The following is a 24173-nucleotide window of genomic DNA, read 5'->3' as shown; positions in this document are numbered from 1 at the left end:
AAACCTGTTTAACCGGGGTTTTTCAGGTTCCCCGAACTATTTAACTTCATTCTGTGAGGGATTATGGCCACGGAAAATTCGACGAATACCACATCGGAAAAAATCAGGGATTACGGATCCCGAAAAAAGACGTTAATGCGGATGGGCGGCAGGGAGATGGTCAGAAAGCAGCATGAACTGGGCAAGCTGACCGCAAGGGAACGACTTGACCTGCTTTTTGACACCGCGACGTTTCAGGAGGTGCAGCTCTTCACCAAGCATCGTTCGACACTGTTCGGCCTCGGAGAGAAAGACATTCCTGCCGAAGGCGTCATTACCGGATTCGGCCGGGTCGACGGCCGCGTCGTCTTTGCAGCGGCCCAGGATTTTACCTGTTCCGGGGGCAGTCTCGGGGAAATGCAGGCGAAAAAAATATGGAAAGTGATGGACATGGCCATCGCGGCAAAAAAGCCCTTCGTTTCCCTCAACGATTCCGGGGGGGCGCGCATCCAGGAAGGTGTTCCCGCCCTGGACGGCTACGGCGGGATCTTTTATCGAAACACCCTGGCCTCCGGCTACATTCCCCAGATCACGGCGACCATGGGACCCACCGCCGGCGGGGCCGTTTATTCCCCGGCCCTGACAGACTGGGTCTTCATGGTTAAAAGAAGCAGTTACATGTGCATTACGGGACCGGATGTCATCAAGGCCGTCATCGGCGAAGAGGTGACCAATGAAGCCCTGGGGGGGGCCCTGGTCCATTCCACCAAAAGCGGCGTCTGCCATTTCGCCATGGACAACGACCGGGATTGCATCAACAGAATCCGAACGCTGCTGTCTTATCTTCCCGACAGCTGTCACAGCCCCCTGCCCATCATGCCGACGTCGGACAAGCCGGACCGCGAATGCCCGGACCTGAACAGCATCATTCCCGACAAGCCATCAAAGAGTTATGACATGAAGAGGATCATCCTGGAAATCGCCGACAACCATGAGATGCTGGAGCCCCATGCCCTGTGGGCTAAAAACATGATTGTCGCGTTTATCCGGATTATGGGATGTCCCGTGGGGATCGTGGCCAACAACCCGCGATTCGGGGCCGGCGTGCTCGATGTGAGCGCTTCGGATAAGGCCGCCCGCTTCATCCGCTTCTGCGATGCCTTCAACATCCCCCTGCTGACCTTCGCCGATGTTCCCGGATATCTTCCCGGCACCCGCCAGGAATGGGCGGGGATCATCACCCATGGGGCAAAGATGCTTCATGCCTATTCGGAGGCCACGGTGCCCAAGCTCACCATCGTGGTCCGCAAGGATTACGGCGGGGCCTACATCGGCATGTGCAGCAAGCAGCTCGGCGCGGACTACGTCATGGCCTGGCCCTCCGCGGAAATTGCCGTCATGGGGGCGGAAGGCGCCTGCAACATTATTTACCGCCGGGAGATTCAGGAGGCAAAGGATTCCGCAGCCAAACGCAAAGAGCTGGCCCAAACCTATGAAGCGCAGTTCAACAATCCTTACTTTGCCGCGGGCCTGGGCATCATCGACGAAATCATCCTTCCGATGGACACCCGGAAACGCATTGCCTTTCTGCTGGAGGCCCTGAAGGAAAAGTCGGAGCACCGTCTTCCGAAAAAGCACAACAACATCCCACTGTAAAGTCATCTATTCCGAATGTCCTGAAAAGAGCCGCACGAAACATGAACCTTGAGACGGGAGCGCATCCCGTCTCTCTCCCCCTCCATGGTCTGAAGCCCTTCTCATCAAGGTCTCAGCCGAAGGCGCTGAAGTCTCCTCTGTATTCCGAACCCTTCATGCACTCTTGGGAACGATGTTCCGGAACTCCTCGTGGCAGGGGCTCCTGAAACCTCTACTAACGCCGGGTGTAAAAAGAGGGGGTGCGTTCACAGATAATCGTCTTCCCGTCACGAAGAGCCTGCAGAAGGCATGTGTCCTGTAAGACATATATCTCTTGACACCGACCGTTTTGATCCTATAGAGGAGGTTGTGACGGATGTGGCGGACTGGATATGAGCATGAACGCGTCCGTCGAAGAGCCAGGGGCTGTAACCCCAGGACAGAGAAATCAGGCCATTTTGCCGGAGATGCTTTCCCCCCGGCCTTTCCCGTCTTGATGGACTCTCCGGAAAGACGCATTTCTTCCTCGCATGCGCTCCACCAACAGGAATGCATCTGAAAGGCATTAATCGAACATGGGGTATTGTCAGTTTTGCGAAATGATCGAAACGAACGCGTATAATATTTTTTACCGCGATCGTTTGCTGGCCGCGCTGGTCGAGATCTGTCCTAAAAATGTCGGCCACTTTTTAATTATACCGTTAAGGCACGTTGAAAGCATCTTCGAGTTGACCAATGAAGAATATCTTCAATTTCGAAAAGTTGCCTGGAGGGTTCTCTTTAATCAGTTTCACCGAATCAATTTTATTGAAAGGTATGAACACTACATTGCTTTGGCGGAAAAATCCGATACGAGGGTCATTGAAAGATGCCATTCCGGTATTGAATTTCTCCGCGGAGCGACGCATGTTGCCCCTTCCGGATTTTCCATGGGGTTCAACGAAGGTCCCGATTCCGGGAAGGAATATCAGCATGTCCATATGCACGTTGTGCCGGCCTACGGGGATCGTGTGAACAGGCATGGATTCCGGTTTTTATTCTGAGTGATGTGTTTCCTATGTCAACAGCTGCACGGAAATGATGGATCCCGCCGGAAGAGCCTTTTTCCCTTCCGGGATGGAGGCCACTGCCGTAGCCTCGGCAAGGGAGTTCAAGCGGCTGCGTTTCGCCATGGGACGGAAGTCCGGTAATTCTTCATGGTTTTCGAGGGTGCCGAAGAAAAAATCCGTCCAATCGGTTTCGCCTTCGCTGAGGTCCGAGGCAAGCCGGGCAGTCATCGTCGGCAGGCCTGGGTTTGTGTGACCGGCAAGGGCAAGGATTCCGGGAAGGGCGATCTGCAGAAATCCCATCAGGTTGGATGGGGGGCCACCGGCCAGGATGAAAACGGGTTTTCGATCCAGCATGCCGAAACCAACGGCTTTACCGGGTCCGATGCGGATCCGGTGGAAAATCTTCTTCCATCCAAGCTCTTCAAGGACATGAGCCACCAAGTCATGATCCCCCACCCAGGCCCCGCCGCTGGTGATCAGGGCATCCGTTTGGTCCGCCAGGTTTTTCAATGCGCACAGCAGGGCAGCACGATCATCCCTGACGATGGCCGTACGGCTTTTCATCCGGTATCGATTGCACCATCCGGCCAGGGTCGTGATGTTGCTCGCATAGAGTTTCCCATCCGTTAGAGGGTTCCCCGGTTCGACAATTTCATCGCCGGTGCCGAGCATTCCGACAACGGGATTACGGAAGACGGGGGCACTGCTATGTCCTGCGGCGGCCAGGAGGCCTGCCATGACAGGCGATATCCGCCGGCCGGCACGGAGGATCCATTGCCCTTTGGCCACATCACTGCCGCGCCTCAGAACATTCTTGGGCTGGGCAAAGCTTTCCACCAGCACATGGGAGTGCTCTTTCCGGGCATATTCTTCCGCGACCACGGCGTCAGCTCCGGTCGGGATGCGGGCTCCCGTCAAGACCCTGACCGTCGTCCCCTCCCTGACCTGGATATCCGTCTTCCCACCAGCGGCCATGGAACCCAGCAGCCTCAACCGGACAGGATTTTCGGCTGTAGCCCCGGCGACCTCATGGGCCAGGACCGCGTAGCCGTCTTTGCGGGAAGAATCCGTGGAGGGGGAATCGACCAAGGCAAAAAGATCACGGGCCGCGATGCGATCAACGCTTTCAACCAGGGAAACATTTTCCGCGGAAAGGGGGGTAATGCCCTCCTGGGTCAATCGCAGAGCCTCTTCAAGACCAATAGACAGAGATTTCATAATGCATTTCCTTAGAAAAAGAGACCGGAACTTGATCTGCTGTTCGCCAGAGAGGCGAATGCTTCTTCAAACATCCGGTTAGGATTCCGACGGCATCCTGTCGCTGCCGCAGAAATCCGGCAGGGGAAAAACCAGCTTGACTTGACGGGTAACCTGATCAGTCCGGAAAGGACGTGTCTCGATTCCAGGTGCTGAATCATAGAGAAAAAGGGTATGTCCGATCCCTATCCGACGACGGGTGAGGGATTCAAGGGGGCCGTGGGGTTCGTTTTCCCAGGTTCTGTCAACCTGGTGAACGTTGAAAAAGAGGGTAGCCCATCTCAGGAAATTAGAGGTTGCAGCGGAAAACCTCACCTCAAGGGACCGCCAGTGGTTGGAAAGCCGATACGGTGGTAGTCTCTTGCGAAAAAGCGCGGGGACCCGTATTCGGTGAACTGGTCAGCGCCATAACGACAGGTGGGGACCGGCTGGCAATTCGGCACAAGGGAATTGCCAGCCGGTGGCGCTTAGCTTCGGGCTTTCGATCAGCAGCCGCAGCAGACATATCCGGCCATTCTATAGAGAGCGTTGAAAATTTTGGCCGCTTTTTTATGAAACCGTCTGCGTAAAGGGCCAGATGGTGAAACCGCCAACCATCAGCAAGCAAGAGCGATATCCTCCCGCTCGATGAACAGTTTTTCCCGGCACTCTGGAACTTGCAGCCAGGAATGTTTTAACTCGAACTCACTTCGTCAAGTGTTTCCGCAACTTGACAACCACCCCAGAGGGGGAAACCTTTTTTGAAAACGGTGCCAGGAAGCACCCTGATCACCTTACCCGATTTGGTCTGGATGTCCGCATTCCTGACACAAACCCAGGTGCCATCCGGTTTTTTCTCGAATTCCTTCAAGCTGAGTTTATCTTTGCTAATCTCTTCCATTCTATCTCTCCCCTTCAATATTTTTAAAAAATCATTGCCCACGGAGGTATTTATTCAGCGGGCAGCAATCCGAAACTCAGAGTGCGACAACCACCAACAAGGCCGGGACAAGTGTTTTTCCGGCCGTCAATACTTAGAGGAGCGCATCAGGCAGTGGTTGCAGGAGTTATTCATCCCTTGAGCAAAAGTGTTGACGGGCGATGGAAGCGTTTCCTGCCGCCTGACAGCGTAATATACAGCCGGCCTGTTGCTTGTTTGTTTCTTCATCTTCCAGATCGGGCTTCTCAAGGGTCAGCGCCTCTTCGATCTGTCGCAGGGCTGGCTGGCAGCTCATAAGCAGATCGATCGTCACCGATGTTCCCTGAGACCGTTCCACACATCCGGCGCGTTCAAGGCTGCGGCGCCCGCCCCATCAGTTCATCGGTTGCCGGACTCCGTGATTGTTTACCGCAGAGCCTTGTACTCAGGGAAGTCTTTTTACATGAGCTTCGACTTCTGCAAGGTTGGTTACGACGGTCTGCAGGTAGACATTCACCCATTCGGGTTTGCCGGTGTTTGCGGCGATGGCCTTGAGCTGCTCAGCTGCGGCCAAAACGGCTGAAACCTGTTCCTTCAGCGTATCAGTAAGCTTCTTGAGCTCATCTCTGTCGGCCGTCCGCCGGGCCCGCAGAACCTTGGCCAGAAAGTCCGAAATAACCTCACCTTCGGCCTGGATCTGTCGAATGATTTCCGGGTCATAACCTGGAGCCTCCGCCACTGAGTAGCCCAGGTTTTTCAGGGCGAACCGAACGGTTTCGCTGATGATCAACAGAGTCTCTTTTGCGGGGTGGGGTTTGAAATTCTGCGGTGTGAAAGGCTTAGGGGTGATGTAGGTCTTAACAGTTCCTGCTCCTAAAGACATATCCTGTTCCTCCTTGCTCATGATCTTTCTAATTATGAATTGGTTTATCCAATATAAGAATCCGCTCCGCATTTCAAGAAAAATATCTGTTTTTCTCACATTGAATAACAGAATTTATTTCGGGGATAAAAAAGCGGATCGGGCTGTTTTATTTCAGGACAAAACGGAGAAAATGATGATGTATAAAAATATATTATGAATATTTACAATATAATGAACATGTCTCGCCTGATGTTGACCTTTCATGCGGCTAAGGGTGCAGAAGCCTCCGGGGGGATGGAAACAGAACATCAACTTATGTTATCGATAGCCTAAAGCGAAGAATATTTCTATAAATTACTTCGATCTATTTAATGACAAAATATGACAAATTTTCCTTGACAATCAGTTGGGCTGTGCTATGAAACGGTCACAATGTAACCAATATTTTAAAGGGGTAGCGATATGAGGTATGCAGAGACGGGGTATAATTTGGAGATTGATTTAGCGACGGGAAACATAGAGCGAGTCGAAACTGATCCAAAACTAGTCGAAACCCATCTTGGAGGGCTGGGCACCAATGTCAAGCTGCACTGGGATAGAGTCCCTCCGGAAACGAAGGCTTTTGACGATGGGAACATGATGATTTTCAGCTCCGGTCTTCTTAATGCCACACCGGCTTGGAGTGCGAATCGTACCTTGGTCACCTTTGTTTCCCCCCAGACGGGGATGCTGGCGTATCCGTTTTCGGGAGGATTCTGGTCCGCGGAACTCAAGTACGCGGGTTACGACAAAGTAATATTGAACAACAAATCGCCCAACTGGGTTTATATCTGGATAAAGAACGACAAGGTCGAGCTGCGTGATGCCTCTCATCTCGTGGGAAGGGGTGCATACGAAACTCAGGATCTTATCCGCGAGGAGCTTAAAGAGCCCGATGCCCAGATCTTCGCCATAGGTCCGGCGGGAGAAAATCGGTGCTTCACCGCGTCCATGGAACAGGGCCGGTCGAGTGCCAGCCGGCTTGGCGGTGGCGCCATCATGGGAGACAAGAAGGTCAAGGCCATTGCGGTGCGGGGGACCAAGGACATCAACCTGTACGACGGTGAAGCCTTCATGAAAGAGATGATGGACATGATGGCTTACATCAATTACCGGAACGCCAACCCCATCCCCGGAGTCATGACCATTCTGGCCGGGATCGGCTCGCCGCAGGAGATGGTGCATACCGATGAGAAGTGGCATACGGAAAATTTCATGTGGGGAAATGCACGCGTCCGGAGAAGGGGATTCTGGGACGAGAACATTTCCGTGGAATGGCCTGAAACGCAGCTGGCCGGGATCAAACGGCTGATCAGCTGCTACAACTGCCCCCAACATTGCGGGGCATTGATCGCCTTCAAGGATACGCCCCGTTACATGGCAAAATGTTTCGGGAAGATGACGTACGCCATGGCGGCTTATGTCGACAGCTTGGATTGGTCCTGGAGAGCCCTGCAGCGGGCGACGGAGTATGGATTTGACTCCTTCTCAACGCCGCAGATCCTCGCCTTCGGTGTCGAGCTGATTGAGGCAGGCATTCTGACCGAGGAAGATCTGGTCGGGACGGACGAATACCCACCCTGCCCGGAAGAGACCGAGGAGCGGTTCCTTTGGTTGATGGATCGGACGGCCTATCGGCAGGGCATCGGCAATCTCCTGGCCGACGGTGTCTACTGGGCGGCCAGAGCGATCGGCAATGGGGCGGAAGCCTTTGACCACAATACGATCAAGAAGCATGAGCAGCTGCCACTCAAGCTGGGAACGCTGGATCCCATTTATTTCCTCATGTATACGACCAACGAAAAGATCAGCATCACCCAGATCGAGGGGAACTGGCCCCAGGCGGCATTCCCCACCATGGAGATGAGAGAGGAATTCGTCAGAGACTGGCCGCAGCTCCCCGATGATCACTTCAAACAGTACGTTCTGGATTGGGAACCCCGGGGAGAAAAATCGATCCCCTTCTTCCCCACGCCTTACATGTGCAGTGAGATTGTCGACTGGATGGAGATGATGCACAACATCGATGACGCCTGCTGCATCTGTTGCGGGATGTCCGGCTTCTGCCTGAAGCCACCCTGGCATATCCACAACTATCCGAGGGTTATCCAGGCGGCGACAGGGATTGAAATGGATGAAGCAAAGCTGAAGAAAATTGTCAATCGCAACAGGAACCTGCACCGGGCACTGAATCTCAGGTACGGCTTCAGGAGGGAAGATGAGAACGCGCCGGAAGATCACTGGAAGAGACGTTATCCCGAACTGGAGAAAGAGTTGCTGGATACATACTATCAGTACAAGGGATGGAATCTGGATGGCGTTCCCACGAAAGAACGACTCCATGAATTAGATTTGGATTATGTCGCGGAAGACTTAATGAAGAGAGGGATATTGAGAGATGGCGAAAATAACTAAGAAAATCAAGAGAATCAAGGTTGATGCAGATAAGTGCAATGGCTGCCGGGGTTGTGAGATGGTTTGTGCCGGTTTTCACTCGGTCCCGAAATATAGTGTCATCAATCCGGCTAGATCCCGCATTAAGATTGTCCGTCACCCTACCTCGGACATCTGGCTTCCAGTGTTTGCAGGTGAGTACACCGCAGCCGAATGCATGGGCCGGGAAACGTATATAATCGACGGCAAGGAATACAGTGATTGCGACTTCTGCCGGGCTGCCTGTCCGGCCCGGGACAGGTTCAAAGAGCCGGATTCCGGTCTCCCCCTTCGCTGCGACATGTGTGAAAGCGATCCCCCTTTGGAAGTTCCGAAATGTGTCGAATGGTGCATCAGCGACGTGCTCACCTACGAAGAGGTGGAAGAAGAGGCCGACGAGAGCGTAGAGATGGAGGATGTGGAGTTCGGATTGGCGTCCATGGTGGACAAGTACGGCTGGGAGAAGATGAAGGATGCCTTTTCCCGGATGCAGCTGAAGGACTGAGGGCTTAGCGCTCCGTAACGTAACGACATCCAGTGAAATTATCCGGTTGAATCCGGCGGGGTGCAGGTCGTTGGACGGCCCTGCATCCGCGCCGGAGGAAGAAGTCGGAAACAGGATTATTATTTAAGGAAGGAAATCGATGGAGACTATAGCTCCTTACAAAGAGATTATCGTCGAAGTGAAATCGCACGGTGGAGACGCCTTCAAGCGATGCTTTCAATGCGGGTTGTGCGACAGTGTCTGCCCCTGGAACCGGGTGACGACCTTCAGTATGCGCAAGCTGGTCCGGGAGGCCACCTTCGGCCTGACGGACATCGAGAGCGAGGACATGTGGCGCTGCACCACCTGCGGGAGATGTCCCCAGCAGTGCCCGAGGGACGTAAAGCAGATCGAATCCGGGGTTGCCCTGCGGAGGATCGCCACGGAGTACGGGGTATTTCCCCATTCCGTCCTGCCCATCAAGTCGATTCGAGGCAGCCTCGTGGGTTCGGGGAACCCCCTGAACGAAGAGCGGGGGAAGAGGGCGGACTGGGCCAAGGGACTGAACGTTCCGGAGTTCACCGAGGATATGGACATCCTCTATTTTCCGGACTGCTACGCCTGCTATGACCCGAGGATGAAGAGGGTGGCCGTGGCCACGGCTAAGGTTCTGCAGAAGGCGGGGGTCAATTTCGGCATCCTGGGCGAGAAGGAAGTGTGCTGCGGCGAGAGCATCCGCAAGGCGGGTGACGAAGAGGTTTTCAGGCGCCTGGCCAAGGAAAACATCAAGGCCTTTGTCGACGCCGGGGTGAAGAAGATCCTGGTGTCTTCCCCCCATTGCTACCACACCTTCAAGAACGAGTACCCGGAGTTCATGGTGAACTTCGAGATCGTCCATATTTCCCAGTTCCTGGCCGAATTGATCCGGGACGGGAAGCTGACCCTCAGCGGGGAGTTCGCCAAGAAGCTGACGTGGCACGACCCCTGTTACCTGGGCCGGCACAACGGCATCTACGCCGAGCCCCGGGAGGTTCTCCAGGCGGTTCCCGGAGCGGAGTTCACGGAGCTTCCGGAGCACCACGCCAACAGCCTGTGCTGCGGCGGCGGCGGTGGCCGGATCTGGATGGAGACGGTGAAAGGGGAGCGGTTCTGCGACCTTCGGATCGATCAGGCGGTGGGCGTCGGCGCGGAGGTGCTGGTGACGGCGTGTCCGTACTGCATCACGAACTTCGAGGACAGCCGGGTGACCATGGGGTTTGACGAGAAGATCGAGGTCAAGGAGATCTCGGAAGTGATTGCGGAAGTGATCTAGCACATAGAGGATGAGATATTTTTTTTTCACGAATTCATCAATTCGCTGAGGGTATATAAATGGAAAAAGAAAAGAACAATTTTGGAGACGTAATGGTCGTCGGCGGCGGGATCAGCGGCATTCAGGCCTCGCTGGATCTGGCGACCGCGGGTTTCAGGGTATTCCTGGTGGAGACGTCGCCCAGCATCGGCGGCCACATGGCCCAGCTGGACAAGACCTTCCCCACCAACGACTGCTCCATGTGAATTCTCGCACCCAAACTGGTCGAGGTCGGCCGGCATCCAAACATAGAGGTCCTGACGTACACGGAAGTGGATCGCGTCAAGGGAGAGGCGGGGAACTTCACAATCACCTTGAGGAGGAAACCCCGATACATCATCGAGGACAAGTGCACGGGCTGTACGGTTTGCGTGGAATACTGCCCCGTCGTTTATCCCGATCAATACAACCAGGAGATCTCGAAGAACAAGGCCATCCATGTGTATTTTGCCCAGGCCATTCCCCTGATCACCTATATCGACGAGAGCTGCCTTTATCTGAAGGAAGAGAAGTGCAAGATCTGCCAGGCGGTCTGCAAGGCGGACGCCATTGATTTGAAGCAGACGGAGGAGATTCTGGACATCAAGGTGGGAGCCATCATCCTGGCGGCGGGCATGGAGCCCTTCGATCCCAAGGTGAAGGAGGAATACCACTACGGGGAGTTTGCCAACGTGGTCACGGGGATGGACTTCGAGCGTCTGCTGGGTTCCACCGGTCCCTACGGCGGCGAGATCCTGCGGGCTTCGGACCTGAAGCATCCCCACAAGCTTGCGTGGCTTTCCTGCATCGGTTCCCGCCGGGTGACCGAAGGGGAGAACAGCTACTGCTCCATGGTGTGCTGCACCTACAGCCAGAAGCATGCGATCCTGACGAAGGACCACGACGCCACGGCGGAGTGCACGATCTTTCATAACGATGTGCGTTCCTATGGGAAGGACTTCGAGCGTTACGTCGACAGGACCCAGGCCCTGGAGGGCATCCGGTTCATCCGCAGCTATGTCTCCATAGTCCGTGAGGACCCGGTCACCAAGAATGTCATCCTTCGGTACTCCACCCCCGACGAAGGGGTGAAGGAAGAGGAATTCGACATGGTGGTCCTGGCCGTCGGCCTGGCGCCGCCCAAGAATTATCTGGAGATGGCGGAAAAATTCGGCATTGAGCTCAATGAGCACGGTTTCGCCAAAACGGATCTCACAAATCCGATCCAGACGACGAAGCCGGGGATCTTTGTCAGCGGCGGCTTCCAGGGTCCTCTGGACATTCCCGAGTCTGTGTTCAGCGCCAGCGGGGCCGGCTCCCAGATCGGCGAGCTTCTCGACTACCGCCGGGGCAATCTGTCCACGGAGCGGATCTATCCGGAGGAGAAGGATGTGTCCGCTGAGGAGCCGAAGATCGGCGTCTTTGTGTGCCACTGCGGGGCGAACATCGGCAGGATCGTCAATGTCCCCGAGGTGGTCGAATACGCCCTGACCCTGCCCAACGTGGTCTACGCCCAGGAGCAGCTGTTCTCGTGCGCGACGAACTCCGCCCAGGAGATCTCCGATAAGACCAGGGAACTGGGGCTCAACCGCGTGATCATCTCGGCCTGTTCGCCCAGAACCCTGGAGCCTCTGTTCCGGGATACGGTCCGGGAGGCGGGGATCAACCAGTATTACTATGAAATGGCGAATATCCGGGAGCACAACTCCTGGGTGCACCAGAAGGAAAAGGAAGAGGCCACGCAGAAGGCCAAGGACCTCACGCGGATGTCCGTAGCCCGGGCCCGTATGCTGCAGCCCCTGCAGGAATTCGATCTCCCCGTGAACAACAACGCCCTGGTCGTGGGCGGCGGGATCGCCGGGATGGTCTGCTCCCTCTCCATCGCCGAACAGGGGCACGATGTCTACCTGATCGAAAAGGGGAAGGATCTGGGCGGCAACGCCAACCGGGTCCATTACACCCTGGAAGGGCTGGATGTTCAGGCCTACCTGAGCGATCTGAAGCAGAAAATCTACCAGAATCCAATGGTTCATGTCTATACGGATGCGACCATTACAGAGGCTGCCGGTTATATCGGGAATTTCGTCACGACGGTAAAGTCTCCGCGGGGAACCACGGAGATCAAACACGGGGCGTCCGTCCTTGCGATCGGTGCGGAGGAATACAAACCGACCGAATACCTCTACGGCCAGGATGAACGGGTCATGACGCAGCTGGAGCTGGAGGAGAAGATCGTCAAGGAAGACGAAGGGATCGGCAATGCCCAGTCTCTGGTGATGATCCAGTGCGTAGGCTGCAGAAACGAGGACCGGAATTACTGTTCGAGGATCTGCTGCACCCATGCCATCAAGAATGCCCTGAAGCTGAAGGAAAAGAATCCCGAAATGGATATCTACATCCTCTTCCGGGATATGAGGACCTACGGGTTCTCCGAGGATTATTACCGGGAGGCATCAGAGAAGGACGTGAAATTCATCCGCTTTGAACCGGCGGATGCCCCCCAGGTGGAGCCGGTTGTCGAGGAAGGGCGTCCCGTCCTGCGGGTGACCGTTCCCGACCCGATTCTGGGGCAGTATATGGCCCTGGACGCCGATTATCTCGTCCTGTCCGCCGCAACGCTTCCATCGGAAGCGACCAAGGAAGTGGCGGCGCAGTTCAAAGTTGTTTTGAGCCTGGACGGCTTCTTCAAGGAAGCCCACGTGAAACTGCGGCCGGTGGAGTTCGCCACCGACGGCGTGTTCCTCTGCGGTCTGGCTCAGTATCCCAAGCACATCACGGAAACGATCAACCAGGCTTACGGTTGTGCCGGCCGGGTTCTGACGCTGCTGTCCCGTGATACGGTCACCGCCTCCGGTTCCGTCTGCGAGGTGAATGAGAAGAGGTGCATGGGCTGCGGTGCCTGCGCGACGGTGTGCACTTACGGGGCCATCGAGATGCGCGAGACCAAGCAGGGCCGGAAGGCGACCATGAATCCCGTTCTCTGCAAGGGTGACGGCCTCTGTAACGCCATGTGTCCGACGGGAGCGATTTATCTGAAGCACTATACGGAAGATGAGCTGATGGCCCAGATCGATGCGATCGTTCCGGAACAGGTGGCCGTGGAAGTCGAATAAAACCGGGTTGTCTTTTCAACGGCTGGGGGGTAAACGCCGTTAGCCGTTGAAGGGCAACATGGGATAGAAGCAGGAAGAAAGATTCTCAGGAAGGAGAAAGAAATGGCTGAAAAATTTAAGCCCCGGATCATCGGCTTCGTGTGCCACTGGTGAGCATACGGCGCCGCTGACCTGGCTGGAGTTTCCAGACTGCAATATACACACGAAATGAGGCTGGTCCGTGTCATGTGCACGGGGCGGGTAGATTTAACCCATGTACTTCGTGCCTTCATGAACGGTTGCGACGGGGTGTTCGTCGGCGGATGCCACCTCGGGGAGTGCAACTATATCACGAACGGCAATTACCATGCGCAGAACATGGTGGCCCTGGCGAAGAAGCTTCTGGAGCGCATCGGAATGGATCCCGAGCGCCTGCGGCTGAACTTCATGTCGGGCGCGGAAGCGAACCTTTATGCGGACTGCGTCAACGCCTTCGTCAAGACGATCAAGGAAATCGGTCCACTCGGCGTCAAGGAAGGAATCGCCAAGGAAGACCTCGATGCCCGGCTGGAGGAACTTTCCCGGCAGATCCCCTACATCAAGGTGATGACGAACGAAAAGCTGGGGACTCCTGTGTACAGCCACGAGGAAGTGGAGAAGCTGTTCACCACGGAGGAGGTCGAGAAGCTCTTCAGCGAGAAGCTGTCGTACTACATCGATCCCCAGAAGTGTCAGGCCTGTATGACCTGTGCGCGCCGGTGCCCCGTTGAAGCGATCATCAGCGAGAAGAAACAGGTTCATATCATTCAGCAGGATAAATGCATCCGCTGTGGTGCCTGCTTCGCCGCCTGTCCGCCTCAGTTCGGCGCGATTACGAAGCTGGTAGGTGAGACTGTTCCCCCGCCTCCCCCGGAGGGCCAGAGGGACATCGTCAAAAAGGGCAAGGAAGCGACAGCGTAGCATGCCGTAAATATCTGTCGCGGGCGTCGGCAGATCCATTCTGTCCATTCCCATCTTCAAAGAAGGACTTAGTCTTCTACGGCTAAGTCCTTCTTGTTTATGTCCTGGCGCCGGACCGGTCTGAAAAGGCGATCATGACTGGCCGTTCTTCAGGAGGAGGCCGTTGAAACGGCAAGGGCGGCCATGGTCAAGGTCAAGCATGGGACAACAAAGCCGTCCGATCGTTGCAAAGACTCTGTGGCCTGATAAGGGGGAATCATGAAACAGCCATCATCTGCACTGCTCTGCATTGACCTTCAGAGGGAATATTTTGAAGCCGGACGCCCGCTCCGGGTGCCCGATGGCGCGTCGGCCCTGGCCAATTCCCTCAAGTTGCTTGAGGCGGCCAGGAAAATCGAAATCCCCGTAGTGCATATCCGTCATGTCAGCCTGAAGCCTGGAGCCGTAACGTTTGCACCCGGAAGCAGGTATCTCGAATTTGCCGACGAAGTCTCTTCCCGGGAAGGCGAGCCCATCATCACCAAAACCAAGCCGGGCGCCTTTTATGACACGGATCTCGACGTCTATTTGAGGTCACGGAACATTGCGCGCTTGTACCTCTGCGGTCTGCTTTCGTTCATGTGCGTGGATACAACGGCCCGCGAGGCTCACGCCCGTGGGTATGAAGTTGTTTTTGTGAGCGATGCCACGGCAGCGCTTCCAATAGGCGATTTGTCGGCAGATGTCGTCCATCAGGTGGTTTGTGCAATCCAGGGCTGGATGTTTTCCACGGTTCTGCGCACCGATGATGCAATAACGTTATTAACAGGAGAGCTGAAGTGACCAAGAAAAAATATCGTGCTGTAGCCTTATACTCCGGCGGGGTCGATTCGACGGTAGCCCCGCTCCTTGCTTTAGAAGATCTTGGCCTCCAACGGGAAGAGATGCTGCTGCTTTACGTCGATTTAGGAGGGTTCGTCAACCGGAAGAGCAGAGCCGAACAACGCGCGAAGGTCCTGGGCCTGGACTTCACCGCCCTTGACGGCCGGGCCGATTTCGCCCGTAATTTTTTATCGGAAGCCATTAGGATGAACGGCTCCTACTGGGGATATCCTCTGATCACGCCACTCTCCCGGGCATACATCGTTGAGGCGGCGGCGGCTTACCTCACGTTTGAGGGTGGTGAAACGCGATACTTGATCAACGGCTGCACGCGATATCAGAATACGCGCTACCGGATCGAGAAACATTGCACCCTCCATCCTCATTTTGTTGCCGTGACGCCCTTTAAATACAGGAATTTGACCCGCCAGGATAAAATAGAAATTCTCCAGCACTATGGCATGACTCCCGGAAAGAGCGCCGGAATCGCCGAGGATGAAAACCTGTGGGGAAGGGCCCTGGAAGGCGGTCCCCTGAACGATCTTGAGGATGTCGAGGCGAAAGGGGTGTTTCATGTCACGCAGGATTTTCGGTCATCGTCTCTTGAGGCCGATCGCATTACCCTGCGTTTTGACGAAGGTCTGCCCGTCGCCATCAATGGGACATCGATGCCCCTGCACGAACTGATCGAACACTGTGCCCTGACCGGTGCGAAGCATGGGGTGGGAAGGATCGTCGTCTTCGAGGACACCATCCCGGAACTGGGATACAAGGAACGCGGTGTTTACGAATCGCCTGCCAGTGCGATTCTTTACAGCGCCCACCAGTTTCTTGAGGATGCCGTCTTCACGCTCTCTGAGCGGAAGCTGAAGCGTCAAATGGATCAGCAATGGGCCGAAATCGTTTACCGGGGGGGATGGTTTGATGCGGATCGCCGTGAGCTTTCAGGTCTTGCCCGCAGCTTCCAGGCCAAATTATCCGGAGACGTTACCCTCGAGGTATTCCTCGGACACGTCCGGATCATGAATGCCGTTGTTCCAAACTGCGGGATCCTGGGCCCACAGGCAATCGCAGGCCACGATTAATCGGGCTCAAGCATCCGTTCTTCGGCCCGGGACAAGAAGAAAAGAAGAAGACCATGAGAAAACAGACGGAACATGCCGAAAAATTGGAGAGGATGTATTCCCTGAAGAATGGGCGAGTGCAGGGAACCGGCCGCTGGGCGAAATTCCCTCTCTTCTGGTTCCACTTGTTCATGTCCTATAAGTGTACGAGGCGATGTGAATACTGTTATGCCTTCAACCAGGTCGGCGATGAAGATCCGCTGGAGATGGACGAAAAAACCTTTTCACGATTGCTGGAGTGGATTCCGGAAGTCTGGAAGGTAAACAATATCAAGGTTAATTCCGTTATTTTTCTCGGCGGAGAACCCCTGTTGAGAACGGACAGGATCAGGAAAGTCATGGACTCCGTCTTTGAAAGGACGGATGGCATGCAGGCATCTGTCTATACAAACGGGGACCTCGTGGATTCCGTCGATTGGGCGGACCTGGAAGACATCCAGTATATGATCACAAATGCCGCGGACACCCCGATCCAGGAACTGTCGCGAAGGATGAAAGTCATCGGGGATCGATCCAATGTGATTGGTCAGACCGTCGTTGCTACATTGGATGATTACAATCTGGAGAGACTTCTGGAGCTGTCAAGATTCGGCGTTGAGAATGGATACCGTTTACGGTACCAACGGGATATGTTCCGGGGATCGGACCCGGCATACAGAGCAAGATTGTTAAAGAGATACCATGAATTGTGTGACTTGCTGGAAGAGTGCATTCTCAGGGGATACGATGTCAAAACGACCTTCCTGCTGGATTTCCTGATTCCGGAATGGGAAATCGAGTCTTCTCCTTACGGTTGCGGGAGAAGGCTCGTAACCGTCCATCCTGACGGGACGGTTACGTCCTGTATCCGGGAACATTCCCATATATCGGGGACCATCTTTGAACCGGATCCTTTAAAAGCCATCCAATGTTCCCTCTATTACTACGACGTCTCGGAACCGGACATTCCCGGAGAGTGCCGGCAGTGCGAATTCAAAACGGTCTGCCAGGGAGGATGTCCGCACGACAAATTGCTCTTGAGCGGTACAAGGGCAGGAAAATCCGTTCTCTGTGAGATACACAGGGAAATTATTCCCAGGCTGAGGCACTTGAGGCAATTACGCAGAGAACGGGTTTCGTCAGGCTGCGCTTGAGTGCTTTGGGGCCTGTGAGAGAAATCTCAAGACGCACTTGAATCGCTATGCCCGGGATCTCTGCCGGGTGCACCCCAAGCCGGGACAAATGCCTCCGTATTACCTCCTCTCTTCATCAACAGCATGATATGATATGAACATTCAGTCTTCTGTTTCTGGATGCCTGTGCCAGGCATAATGGGAATGGCGGTGGATGTGCGTGGTTTTCCCGTGGAAGTGTATGTGCTCGTGGATGAGATTCACCTTCAGCAGCAGATCCTCGTCCCGGAGTATGTCATCGGCGAAGCCGACCGTTTCGATATGGTGATCTTCGGAGAGGACGGCCACGGTGGGCTGGAATTCAGAAACAAGGGCCAGATCATGGGTACTGATCAGGATCGTTTTGCCCTCCTGGCTGAGTTCAAAGATCAGCTCGGTCAGAAGGCACTGTGTCCTTGGATCGAGACCGCTGGCTGGTTCGTCGAGAAGAAGAACCTGCGGATTCATGGTAAGAACGGAGCCGAAGGCGACCCGCTTTTTTTCCCCCCCGGACAGCATGTAGGGCGGCCTGTCCTTGAGGCCTTCAAGGTCGAGCATTTTCATGATCTCGTCAGCTCGGTCTTTTGATTCTCCTTTTTCAAGTCCCAGCTGCATGGGGCCGAAAATCAGCTCGTCAAAGACGGTGGGACAGAAAAGCTGCACATCGGAATCCTGAAAAAGATATCCCACCCCTGCCCGGAAAAAACGAAGGAAATCCCTGTTCCTCAGGGTTCTTTCCGATACTTCCCGTTCCTGAAAAGTTACGGTGCCCCGGTCAGGGTAAAGGAGGCCGCTCATGATGCGCAGGAGGGTCGACTTTCCAGAGCCGTTTGCCCCAATGACCGCGTATCTTCCCCCTCCGTTGATGCCGAGACTGACGTCCACCAGGGCTGGAATCGTATCCTGGTAACGGTAGCTGATATTTTTCACGGCAAGAATATCGCCCATAACACATCTTTAAATAATCAGAAGTAACATTCCGGGGAAAAACAAAAGAACGGTCCAGGCCAGATCGGCGCACTCAAGTTTTCGCGGGGCATAGAGCTTGATCTCTCCGGTAAACCCTCGAGAAAGCATGGCGGAAAAGACCTCTTCGCAACGTCCTTTCGTCCTGCGAAAAAGAAAGGCCATCCGTCCCGCCACCCAGTCTCTCGCCTCACGGGAATCATTGTTGATAAGCTTGCTCTTCCTGGCGAGATGGAGATCTTCCATGACCTTCGCGAAGATGAGAATGTACTGATAGGAAAGGGCTATAATCAGAAGAAAAAGATCCGGCACCTTCAGGCTCTTCAGGGCACGAATCATCTCGGAAAAGGGCGTCGTGTAAATAACCAGAAAGGACAGGGAGAGAGAATTGAAGACCCGGAGGGTCAGCATCGATGTGCCTTCCAGTCCCTGCCGGGTTATGCCGACGGTTTTCGGAAGGCACCAGGCGAAAAAACAGCGTTCTTCTGGAAAATCGACCAGGGGAAGGAGGATCTCGCCGGGCGTAATGACATTCAGGCACGAGGGCAGGGCCACGAGGAATCCGAACAGAAAGCTCAGAAACAAAACCCGACGGTAGAAGGACCACAGGTCAAGACGGGACAATCCGGCAAGCATCAGGATCAAAAGGGCGATGCCGACCTCGGGAAGGAGACTCTGTTTGATGCTTATCAGAACGACAAAAAAAAGGAGGAAAAATAACTTGACCCGGGCGTCGAGTTTCTGGAAAAACCCTTTCCTGCGCGCCGTATCCCACTGTACGAAGGTCGTTTTAAGGAGGGCGGCGCAGCCCGCTAGCCCTTTGTCCAGGAATGTCGCCCCGGATGCGGATTTGGTTCTGGGAGAGTCTGCCGGATACGGACGCGGCGGACTGAGCAGGAAAGGAGGAAGATTACCTGGCACGCCGGAAAATCCCCCTGGAAAGGAGATAGATCACCGTAGCGCACAGAAGGATGCCCAGAAGTCCCGAAAGGATGTAGGCAAGAATCTGCATGCCCGCAGACGCTCCATCTCCCCAGAAGTTGTAGTCCGGGATGGGGGCTTTCCATAGCTCCGCATCGTTCCGCAGCCCTTCGGGTACATAGCCGAGAAGCTGCCGGAGGGTATCCGTGCCCCATTCCCCCCAGGCATCCCCGGCGTTGAACGTTTCGGGGAGGATAATGCCGATCGGCGAAAGAAAGGCAAGAACGATCAGGCTGATCCAGAGTTTTTTCTGCCCCTTTTCCATGTCAACCCTCCTTTACACGCAGGGCGTAAATCTGGGCCGGTTCATTCTTCAGGAAATATCGAAGGAGCAGCACCGTGACAACCCCTTCGATGATACTGAACAAAAGCAGATGTTCAAGCGCCATCGCCGGAACGGCAATGGATAATGGGTACGGGGCATAAAGAGGCCTGCCATCCGGGCTGGAAGCGATAAGCGGCTGAATGCCGAATTCTACGGCCGTAACGATTGCGGCCACCGAAAGCCCCACGTAACCGGAAAAAAAGGCAGCCAGGGACGTGCGGGTCCCGGAGCCTGTTTTGCCGTTGATCAGTTTGAACATCCCGTAGGAAACAAAGGGCATGATCACCGCCATGTTGAAGCAGTTCGCTCCGATGGCCGTGATGCCGCCATCGCCGAAGACAATTGCCTGGAGAATGAGGACGACGGAAACGGCGATCACCGCCGTCCAGGGGCCAAGAAAAAGGGCGATAATCCCGGCTCCCACGGCATGTCCCGTGGTCCCTCCCGGAACGGGGACATTGAACATCATGATCAGAAAGGAAAAGGCCGCCGCCATGGCCAGGTAAGGAACCTGTTTTGTCGATACTTCCTTCTTGACTTTTTTCAAAGAAACGGACCAGAAGGCAAGGGACACGCCCCAGAGGGGAACATAGGTCTGTGGGCTCAAATATCCGTCAGGAATATGCAATTTAAAACCTCCAGGTGACGCCGCCACGGACGGAGATATCCGTTTCAGCATCCGTCAGGCCGCCTTTGATCCCCAGACCGATATCAACATTCTCGCGAGGCGAATAGATGAAGCCTCCAAGGATATAGGCCGGATCGACGGAGGAACAGCGGTAGGGATTTTTCTCCATACCTAGATCGCCAACGAATTTTAAATATTTGAAAATGTCATAACTTGATGCCAGCGAAACGTGCCATAAATTCTTCCTCTCATCCGTCTTGTTTTCGTTCCGGATGTAGGCCAGATTCAAATGGAAGGCCCAAGGAGCTGCCTCTCTGGAAGTGAGAAGAAAAAGATAACCGTTTGCTCTCCCCGGACCCAGTCCTTTTTCCTCATCACCGGTGGGAAGGGTCAAACCGGGCTTCAGGGCCAGGCTGAAGCCCTCCCTATCGAAAAATCGCCACTTCAATTCCAGGGAAAGATCGGCGAGTCCCTGCTCTTTTTCTGTACACCCGCCTTCTTTTTCTCTCCCAAACTCATAAGGAACGGAAAGCACAATATCAACAGGATCGAAAATTCCATAGGTGAAGGATGCCGTGAAATCCTCCGTATTCTCTTTGGCTCCGTCGTCCTTGTCATAACCGTATTCTCCGAGAACTTCCAGCTGGAACTTCCCCTTGCCCTGGGTGCCCGTATCATCGGTGACCAGAGGAATTGCGGCAAAAGCGTTTGGCGTCAATCCGGTCAGATACGTTAGTGAGATCAAAAGATAGAGGGGAAAGAATTTATTCGACATTCGCAAAAAAGCCTGCAGAAGCTCATTCATAAGACATTTCTCTTGTCCGTGATTATCAAGGTTGTGACCTGGGAAAAAGTGCTACCAGTCGATCAAAAAAACTGCAGTCATGATTTCTGCAAGAGTACGTTTCTTTTCCTTTGCCCCAGCAGCCATATATTGAGTTTCAACAAGAGAATTCTCCAGCATTTGCCCTATGATTTAAGTCTTCTTTACATGTCTTGGTGCTACTATAATAATTTTAGTAATACGTAGCAAGTTCTTTGGAGATTGTCAAATTTTTTGAAAATCCTTTTTTTGGTGTCCTCTTTATGAATTCGAGAACTTTATACATCCTGGTCGAAAAAAGGATGGATCACCTCGGAGGCGGCATAACTGGCCAGGAAGTTGGCGGAGGGTTTCATCAATGGCTGAGGATCAAATGACCTCCCTGAAAAGAATAACGGCCTACAACAAAGGAGAGAGCATCGACCGTTTGCCCTGCAATCCCAATATCGCCAATGGCGCCGCCCGGGTAACCGGCTGCAAGGTATCCCAATTCAAAAACAACAAAAAACTCACATCCTCAGATCATCAAGGAATTCCGACGCTGGAGCAACGCTCGTCACGAGGAGATGATCCCGGGCGCGGGTGCAGGCGACATAGAGCAGGTGCCGCTCCGTGTTGTAGACCTCTTCCAGATCCGTGTCATCGGCCACTGCCTCAATCCGTTCCTGGAGGGGAACGATTTCGTCATCACAGGCCATCACGGCAACGGCCCTGAATTCCAGGCCCTTCGCCAGGTGCATCGTACTGATCGAGACATAGCCACCCGTCGTTTCGACTTTGTCATCAAGAATCTTGAATGGCAGCCCAGCCGTTTCGACAGCCCGACGGCCCCGATCCAACTCCGCAGCCGAACGAACAAAAACGCCGATTTCATGAGGCGCCATCCCCTCACCGATCCGCTCGATCATCCATCCCCCGACCCCTTTGATTTCGTCCTCCTGGCTGTCGAAGATCGTGATGGCCGGTTTCGGCCCGTTGAAGACGGAAACGATACCGCGCCGCTCTTCCGTGTTCCCGTCCACGTCGGATAACTCGGGTCCAAGGAGGCGGTCAGCCTGCATGCGGATCTGGTGTGACGTCCGGTAGTTGATCCGCAGGGTCCGTGACCGCCCCCGGATATCGACGCCCAACGCCTTCCAGGAAAAGGGTTGCTGGAAGATTCGCTGGCCCAGGTCGCCGGCGAAGAAAAGGCCGTTTGGTCGTCCAGTTCCGAGGGCGGCGATAAACCGCAATGGTTGGATGCCCATATCCTGAGCCTCATCGACCACGACAAAGTCGAAGGGCGGTTTCCGACCGGCCCCAAAATGCGCAGCGACACGGTTGAACATGCCGGCCATCGTGACCAGGTTTCCGCTCTTCAGGGACGATTGCACTCCTTCGAAAATCGACCAGAGGACGGCGCGCTGCTTCTCCGGCAGCCGCGTTTTCCGGCCCAGACGCCGGGCGTCGCGGTAAGCCTCCCAGGAATCCAGTTGCCAGGCATCAACCACGTCCTCCCACTCCATCATCAGAAAATGGCGTGTAAATTTGTGCCCCCCGACTGCGCCGGCGGCTTCTTCGAGAAACTGACGGATCTTTTCCCGTGAGGCAATATGCGGGTGTCCGATGTTCAACTCGTGGAGCCGCAAGCCGATTTCGTTCAGGGCATGGATCTCCAGACGCTCGCCGAGGCGCGGTTCGTGGTGGATCAAATGTCTCAATTTCGTTTTCAGGGCATGAGCCAGGGTTTCGGAGAAGGTGGTGAGCAAGACAGGGACATCCTTGATTGACTTGGGCCATAAAGATGCCAAGTGCAGGGGAGAAAATCACCACCCTTATTTCAACCGGTTATATTTAGTCGAAATCCCTTTTGAAGTCTTGACAGGATATTTCTCCCGATTCATTTCAAGCTTTTTTCGAACCGCTTCCTCAACGCAAATGTTAAGGTCGTGACACAGATACATAAGCAATATGGCCACATCGGCTATTTCGCTCTCGACTTCAGCTTTTTGCTTCTCAACGATGTTTGCAATTTCGGAATCACGAGACCATCGGAAAATATCAAGCAATTCGGCGGCTTCAACGCACAAAGCCGAGCTAAGATTGCGGGTGGTATGAAATTGTTCCCAATCTCTTTCTCGGCGAAATGTAATCAATGCGTCCAGAAGTGTTGCTGAAATCATGAATCATCCTTTCTATTATGACTGAAATCTATTCCGATAATGCCAATCTAGGCGATCCGGATCGGGACGCATCGATGGATGTGTCGGTACGATGGTTAGGGGGCTGTTATCGAGACGATAGTAGACTTTGCCATTAAACCATTCCTCTCGGATCCTTGGGCTGACTCTGACTCGAAGATCTGGTGTAACACTGACCAGGCCTGCATCAAAAAGCCGATGAAAGTCAGCACGGAGCAGGAGCCCATTACGGACGTCATGTGTGCCTTCTTCCGAATAGGGAACGATGTGTGCCGCCTCCAAAACCATTAATGTTCTCTCGCCTGTAATGGCACAGCGTCGCTGGTAGGCATCCGTGACTAAAACCCGGAAAGAAGACTGTCCGAGTCTTGGTCTGATTTCAACCGTAGAACCATATTTTGCACCCTGCTCTGCAACCAGAGTCACCGTATTGATTTTACTTGATTCAAAGGGATATAATGAAATGTGTTGCTGAACTTTGCGCCATATCGTTGCACCGGCGTTTTCGGTCGTATCATACATTTTACCACGCACAAAATTTGACGACCAATCGGGGAGGTCTGTAATCCATCCACCTGGTTCAATGAAAAAAGGATTTGCCAAAACAGTGCATCCAATTGGATCATCTCTTCGTCTACTAGAAGCCAATGGAGCGATTAGTGCGCGAAGTTCGTCAAGCGAGAGACACCCGTTCTTCTGTCCAAACACATCCCAAGCCAAGCTCAGGGGTAGTGAGCTGTAAGTAACAAAAAATCCCCCACCAGCAATATGGTTGTGAGGCCGTTTGAGTTTGAACAGAAAAGGGAGACCGATGGGTGCACCTTTGAAGGGTGGCATACCGCTTGGTTGCCAAAAATTCACCTCATCCGGACGTGCTTGTGAAAGGAATTGATACCATTTGTTATCAGTGACCCCAACCCAAAACTTCATTTAAGAACCTCAATTGGTCAACATCATATAATCGTTGGAATAATTACAAATAAGTTAAATTGTCCCCTTGAACAACACTTGCTTTATCAAAGCAAGGACAACGAAGTCGGACCAGACCTACCTTTTCTGCGCCACACCAGTTGCGGGTCGAGGTCGCGGCCGTCCTTTACCCGCTCCAGTCCG

21 protein-coding genes are annotated in these 24173 nt (G+C 54.1%); 10 read left to right on the top strand and 11 right to left on the bottom strand.

The annotated features are described in order from the left end of the window. Nucleotides 1-63: 63 nt before the first annotated feature. Together AB3175_RS03720 and AB3175_RS03715 are read left to right on the top strand one after the other, a co-directional pair. Nucleotides 64-1635: an acyl-CoA carboxylase subunit beta gene (locus AB3175_RS03720; protein ID WP_367359601.1), complete on the top strand. Its 1572-nt coding sequence runs from the start codon at nt 64-66 to the stop codon at nt 1633-1635. Between the two features lie 554 nt (nt 1636-2189). Beyond that, nucleotides 2190-2657, top strand: a complete 468-nt coding sequence (locus AB3175_RS03715; RefSeq protein ID WP_367359600.1) for an HIT family protein — start codon at nt 2190-2192, stop codon at nt 2655-2657. Between the two features lie 12 nt (nt 2658-2669). On the opposite strand, the gene glp is transcribed toward AB3175_RS03715, so the two are convergent. The 3 genes from glp to AB3175_RS03700 form a co-directional block, all read right to left on the bottom strand. After that, nucleotides 2670-3881, bottom strand: a complete 1212-nt coding sequence (glp, locus tag AB3175_RS03710; protein ID WP_367359599.1) for a gephyrin-like molybdotransferase Glp — start codon at nt 3879-3881, stop codon at nt 2670-2672. Nucleotides 3882-4593: 712 nt separating this feature from the next. Then, on the bottom strand, nt 4594-4800 hold the full coding sequence (locus tag AB3175_RS03705; RefSeq protein WP_367359598.1) for a hypothetical protein: 207 nt from the start codon (nt 4798-4800) through the stop codon (nt 4594-4596). Between the two features lie 463 nt (nt 4801-5263). Next, complete coding sequence (locus tag AB3175_RS03700) at nt 5264-5701, bottom strand: hypothetical protein (protein WP_367359597.1); 438 nt, start codon at nt 5699-5701, stop codon at nt 5264-5266. Between the two features lie 444 nt (nt 5702-6145). On the opposite strand from AB3175_RS03700, the gene AB3175_RS03695 reads away from it, so the two are divergent. The 8 genes from AB3175_RS03695 (at nt 6146) to AB3175_RS03660 (ending at nt 17139) form a co-directional block, all read left to right on the top strand. Beyond that, complete coding sequence (locus tag AB3175_RS03695) at nt 6146-8137, top strand: aldehyde ferredoxin oxidoreductase N-terminal domain-containing protein (RefSeq protein ID WP_367359596.1); 1992 nt, start codon at nt 6146-6148, stop codon at nt 8135-8137. Then, nucleotides 8121-8660, top strand: coding sequence for a (4Fe-4S)-binding protein (locus tag AB3175_RS03690; protein WP_367359595.1), 540 nt, complete (start codon nt 8121-8123; stop codon nt 8658-8660). Before AB3175_RS03695 ends, AB3175_RS03690 begins: the two co-directional genes overlap by 17 nt. 139 nt (nt 8661-8799) lie before the next feature. Continuing rightward, nucleotides 8800-9951 carry a (Fe-S)-binding protein gene (locus AB3175_RS03685; RefSeq protein WP_367359594.1) on the top strand — a complete coding sequence of 384 codons (1152 nt, stop codon included), beginning with the start codon at nt 8800-8802 and terminating at the stop codon, nt 9949-9951. Nucleotides 9952-10010: 59 nt separating this feature from the next. Beyond that, nucleotides 10011-13082, top strand: a complete 3072-nt coding sequence (locus tag AB3175_RS03680; RefSeq protein ID WP_367359593.1) for an FAD-dependent oxidoreductase — start codon at nt 10011-10013, stop codon at nt 13080-13082. Nucleotides 13083-13184: 102 nt separating this feature from the next. Then, a complete protein-coding gene (locus tag AB3175_RS03675) occupies nt 13185-14021 on the top strand; it encodes a hydrogenase iron-sulfur subunit (RefSeq protein ID WP_367359592.1) in 837 nt (278 codons plus the stop codon). Between the two features lie 258 nt (nt 14022-14279). Next, the gene (locus AB3175_RS03670) at nt 14280-14843 is read left to right on the top strand and encodes a cysteine hydrolase family protein (RefSeq protein WP_367359591.1); all 564 of its coding nucleotides are present in this window, start codon (nt 14280-14282) and stop codon (nt 14841-14843) included. Beyond that, on the top strand, nt 14840-15967 hold the full coding sequence (locus AB3175_RS03665) for an argininosuccinate synthase domain-containing protein (protein ID WP_367359590.1): 1128 nt from the start codon (nt 14840-14842) through the stop codon (nt 15965-15967). The genes AB3175_RS03670 and AB3175_RS03665 overlap by 4 nt, the downstream gene beginning before the upstream one ends. Before the next feature lie 53 nt (nt 15968-16020). Further along, nucleotides 16021-17139 (top strand): radical SAM protein, encoded by a 1119-nt coding sequence (locus AB3175_RS03660; RefSeq protein ID WP_367359589.1) that lies wholly within the window; start codon nt 16021-16023, stop codon nt 17137-17139. Nucleotides 17140-17280: 141 nt separating this feature from the next. On the opposite strand, the gene AB3175_RS03655 is transcribed toward AB3175_RS03660, so the two are convergent. The 8 genes from AB3175_RS03655 to AB3175_RS03620 all read right to left on the bottom strand — a co-directional run bounded on the left by AB3175_RS03655 (nt 17281) and on the right by AB3175_RS03620 (nt 23990). Then, nucleotides 17281-18105, bottom strand: a complete 825-nt coding sequence (locus tag AB3175_RS03655; protein WP_367359588.1) for an energy-coupling factor ABC transporter ATP-binding protein — start codon at nt 18103-18105, stop codon at nt 17281-17283. A gap of 9 nt (nt 18106-18114) precedes the next feature. After that, nucleotides 18115-19044: an energy-coupling factor transporter transmembrane protein EcfT gene (locus AB3175_RS03650; protein ID WP_367359587.1), complete on the bottom strand. Its 930-nt coding sequence runs from the start codon at nt 19042-19044 to the stop codon at nt 18115-18117. Continuing rightward, complete coding sequence (locus AB3175_RS03645) at nt 19034-19369, bottom strand: PDGLE domain-containing protein (protein WP_367359586.1); 336 nt, start codon at nt 19367-19369, stop codon at nt 19034-19036. The genes AB3175_RS03650 and AB3175_RS03645 overlap by 11 nt, the downstream gene beginning before the upstream one ends. 1 nt (nt 19370) lies before the next feature. Further along, on the bottom strand, nt 19371-20057 hold the full coding sequence (gene cbiM, locus AB3175_RS03640; RefSeq protein ID WP_367359585.1) for a cobalt transporter CbiM: 687 nt from the start codon (nt 20055-20057) through the stop codon (nt 19371-19373). A 1-nt stretch (nt 20058) separates the two neighbouring features. After that, the gene (locus AB3175_RS03635) at nt 20059-20862 is read right to left on the bottom strand and encodes a transporter (RefSeq protein ID WP_367359584.1); all 804 of its coding nucleotides are present in this window, start codon (nt 20860-20862) and stop codon (nt 20059-20061) included. Between the two features lie 527 nt (nt 20863-21389). Next, entirely contained in the window at nt 21390-22676 is a 1287-nt protein-coding gene (locus AB3175_RS03630; RefSeq protein WP_367359722.1) for a 3'-5' exonuclease, read from the bottom strand. A gap of 18 nt (nt 22677-22694) precedes the next feature. After that, the gene (locus tag AB3175_RS03625) at nt 22695-23042 is read right to left on the bottom strand and encodes a nucleotide pyrophosphohydrolase (RefSeq protein ID WP_367359583.1); all 348 of its coding nucleotides are present in this window, start codon (nt 23040-23042) and stop codon (nt 22695-22697) included. Nucleotides 23043-23057: 15 nt separating this feature from the next. Beyond that, entirely contained in the window at nt 23058-23990 is a 933-nt protein-coding gene (locus tag AB3175_RS03620) for an HNH endonuclease (RefSeq protein WP_367359582.1), read from the bottom strand. Nucleotides 23991-24173 lie beyond the last annotated feature (183 nt).

It is taken from the genome of Syntrophus sp. (in: bacteria) (assembly GCF_040768185.1).
Lineage (GTDB): Bacteria > Desulfobacterota > Syntrophia > Syntrophales > Syntrophaceae > Syntrophus > Syntrophus buswellii.
Note: the sequence above shows the minus strand (reverse complement) of the source record. Positions and strands in the feature narration are given on the sequence as shown.